At 63.7% G+C, this 2,689-nt stretch carries 3 protein-coding genes; all 3 read right to left on the reverse strand.

The window, feature by feature from the left end; genetic code table 11:
* Positions 1–11: 11 nt before the first annotated feature.
* Positions 12–1,043 (reverse strand): Fe-S cluster assembly protein SufD, encoded by a 1,032-nt coding sequence (gene sufD / locus V0U35_RS13925; protein ID WP_330197378.1) that lies wholly within the window; start codon positions 1,041–1,043, stop codon positions 12–14.
* A 110-nt stretch (positions 1,044–1,153) separates the two neighbouring features.
* Positions 1,154–1,903 carry a Fe-S cluster assembly ATPase SufC gene (sufC, locus tag V0U35_RS13930; RefSeq protein WP_373696413.1) on the reverse strand — a complete coding sequence of 250 codons (750 nt, stop codon included), beginning with the start codon at positions 1,901–1,903 and terminating at the stop codon, positions 1,154–1,156.
* Between the two features lie 121 nt (positions 1,904–2,024).
* A complete protein-coding gene (locus tag V0U35_RS13935; RefSeq protein ID WP_330197381.1) occupies positions 2,025–2,618 on the reverse strand; it encodes a hypothetical protein in 594 nt (197 codons plus the stop codon).
* Positions 2,619–2,689 lie beyond the last annotated feature (71 nt).

The raw sequence follows: 2,689 nt of genomic DNA on the forward strand, positions 1-2,689 counted from the left end.
AAGACTATACATCACGACAACCCCTCCAGCCTCTGGCGCAGCAAATTCCGCAATTCGTCCCGCAAACCTTCGTCGGCAATGCCGTCGAGCGGTTCGGCGAGGAAGCTCTCGATCAGGAGCGCGCGCGCCTTGGCCTCGGGCAGACCGCGCTGGCGCATGTAGAAGAGCGCAGTCTCGTCGATCGCACCGAGCGCATTGCCGTGTGCGCACTGGACATCGTCCGCGTAGATTTCCAGTTCGGGCTTGGCGTCGATCTCGGCGCGATCACCGAGCAGCAGGCCGCGATGGGTCATGCGCGCATCGGTCTTCTGCGCGGCGCGCTCGACGATAATCTTGCCGCGGAAGACGCCCTGACCGCCGCTGGAGGCTGCGCCCTTGGCGAGCTGGCTCAGACGCCCGCCCGGCCCGGTATGGCGCACCACGCTCGTCTGATCGCCGTGACGGTCCTTCCCGAGCAGGTAGACCGCATCAAGGCGCGCCTCGGCCCCGTTTCCGGGGTGGGTGACGTGCGTCTCGCAGCGATTGAGTTTGCCGCCGAAATCGAGCGTGGTCTGGTTCAGCGATGCACCCTCGCCCAGCACGATCTCGGCCGAGGCGACATAGACGCCGCCTTCGCTGTCCGGCATGAGGATAACTCGGTCGAGCCGGGCACCGGCCTCGACGTCGATCTTCAGGTGGAAATTGCCGAGCGCACCGTCGTCAGCCGCATGACGTTCGACCAGCGTGACATGGCGATTTGCCTTGATCACCAGCGTCCGGTCCGCCGCGCTCGCTCCCGCGCTGGCATGCGCCGTGAGGTCGATCCGCGCGCCATCGGCAGGCTCAATTACGCCTTCTCCGGCACCTTCGATCGCAAGGGCACCGGGCTGGGTGATGCCGCGCGTCGCCGCGCGCAAATCCGACCACTTCCAGTGCTCGTCGCGCTTTGTCGGGAATCCCGACCGCTGCGTCGCATCACGCAATTGGGCGCGCCAGCCCTCCGCCCCCTCAAGGGCGTCGATCAGTGCAGACTCGGCCGCATTGGGATTGAAATAAGCGGTCATTCAAACACCCCCCACCCCAGCCCTCCCCCAAGGGGGAGGGAGTTGAGGGGAACGCTTTTCCCTCCCCCTTGAGGGGAGGGTCAGGGTGGGATGAGAAACGAAACCCAACATCATGCCGCCCGCACGTATTTGTCATAGCCCTCGGCCTCGAGCTCGCGCGCGAGTTCCGGGCCACCGGAAGCGACGATGCGGCCATCAGCCATGACGTGGACCCTGTCCGGGGTGATGTAGTCGAGCAGGCGCTGGTAGTGGGTAATGACGAGCATGCCGCGGTCCGGGGACCGCAAGGCGTTGACGCCTTCGGCCACGACTTTCAGCGCGTCGATATCAAGGCCGCTGTCGGTCTCGTCGAGAATGAGGAAACGCGGCTCAAGCACCAGCGCCTGGAGAATTTCCATGCGCTTCTTTTCGCCGCCGGAAAATCCGACATTGACAGGACGCTTCAGCATATCAGCCGAAACATCCAGTTTAGCTGCCCTTTCACGAACATGTTTCATGAAGTCTGGAGCCGACATTTCGTCTTCACCGCGCGCCTTGCGCTGAGCGTTGAGGGCTTCCTTAAGGAAGGTCAGCGTTGGCACGCCGGGAATTTCCACCGGGTACTGGAAGGAGAGATAGAGCCCGCGCGCGGCGCGCTCTTCCGGTTCCATCTCGGAGATATCCGCGCCGTCAAAGCCGATACCGCCCGTCACGTCATAGCCGTCCCGGCCGGTCAGCGCGTAGGAGAGCGTCGACTTGCCCGAGCCGTTCGGGCCCATGATGGCGTGCACCTCGCCGGCCGGGACTGACAGGTTCAGCCCCTTGATGATCGGCTTGGCGTCCTCGCCTACGGCGACGTGGAGATCGGTTATATCTAGCATGCTGGCCATTTCTGGTCTGTTGTCCTTGTCATCCCGGAACCGCGAAGCGGTATCCGGGACCTTCCTGTTCAGCGTCTGTCAGGTCCCGGCTCAGGGCCGGGATGACAGACTCAAGTTCATCTCATTCGCTCATCACCGCGCTGCAGTAGAAGTCCTCGCCGCGGCCCGTGGCTCCGGTTGCGAGCGTGCAGGTCGCACTGTCCTCGTCCTGGTGGACGATGGCGACCGAGGCTTCGAGTCCCAGCGCCTCGCCAGTCCAGGTGTAGAAGCTCGCATAGCGCTCCGCCGCGCTGGACCGCGCCATCACGACGAAAAGCCCCGGCACGACCGGATCGAAGGCGTAGCCGCCAAGCTCGCGGCTGGCGACGGCATAGCCGCCCTCCCCGCCCATGAAGATCAGCATTTCGGTATTCACATTGCCGGTGATCAGCGGCACGAGAATGTCGGCAAACCCATTGCCGTCGAGGTCTTCCAGGCGCGGGTAGAAGAAGCTTTCGGTCTCGAAAGTATCGGCCCACAGACAGGCCCCGTCGGCATTGGTAATGACGACCGATCCGCTCTCGCCCCACTCACCGGGCTCGAACATGAAGGTCGCCATCGTCCCGTCATCGGCAATGAGCACGCAGTTTTCGTGTGCGCCGTCGTATTCGAGGCTGTCGCAGGACGGCAGGCTGGCGACCTGAAGGGCCAGAGTAGCAACAACACTAATCAGCATCACATACCCCTTTGTCCAAATACGGTTTTCTCCCCCCGTTCACGGGGGGAGTGGCCCGCAGGGCCGAGGGG

This window comes from Hyphobacterium marinum, assembly GCF_036330325.1.
Taxonomy (GTDB): Bacteria; Pseudomonadota; Alphaproteobacteria; order Caulobacterales; family Maricaulaceae; genus Hyphobacterium; species Hyphobacterium marinum.

Bases quoted from the DNA above. Each gene is read 5' to 3' on its own strand.
- sufD (WP_330197378.1), bottom strand. From the start codon at position 1,043: ATGACCGCTTATTTCAATCCCAATGCGGCCGAGTCTGCACTGATCGAC.
- sufC (WP_373696413.1), bottom strand. From the start codon at position 1,903: ATGCTAGATATAACCGATCTCCACGTCGCCGTAGGCGAGGACGCCAAG.
- V0U35_RS13935 (WP_330197381.1), bottom strand. From the start codon at position 2,618: ATGCTGATTAGTGTTGTTGCTACTCTGGCCCTTCAGGTCGCCAGCCTG.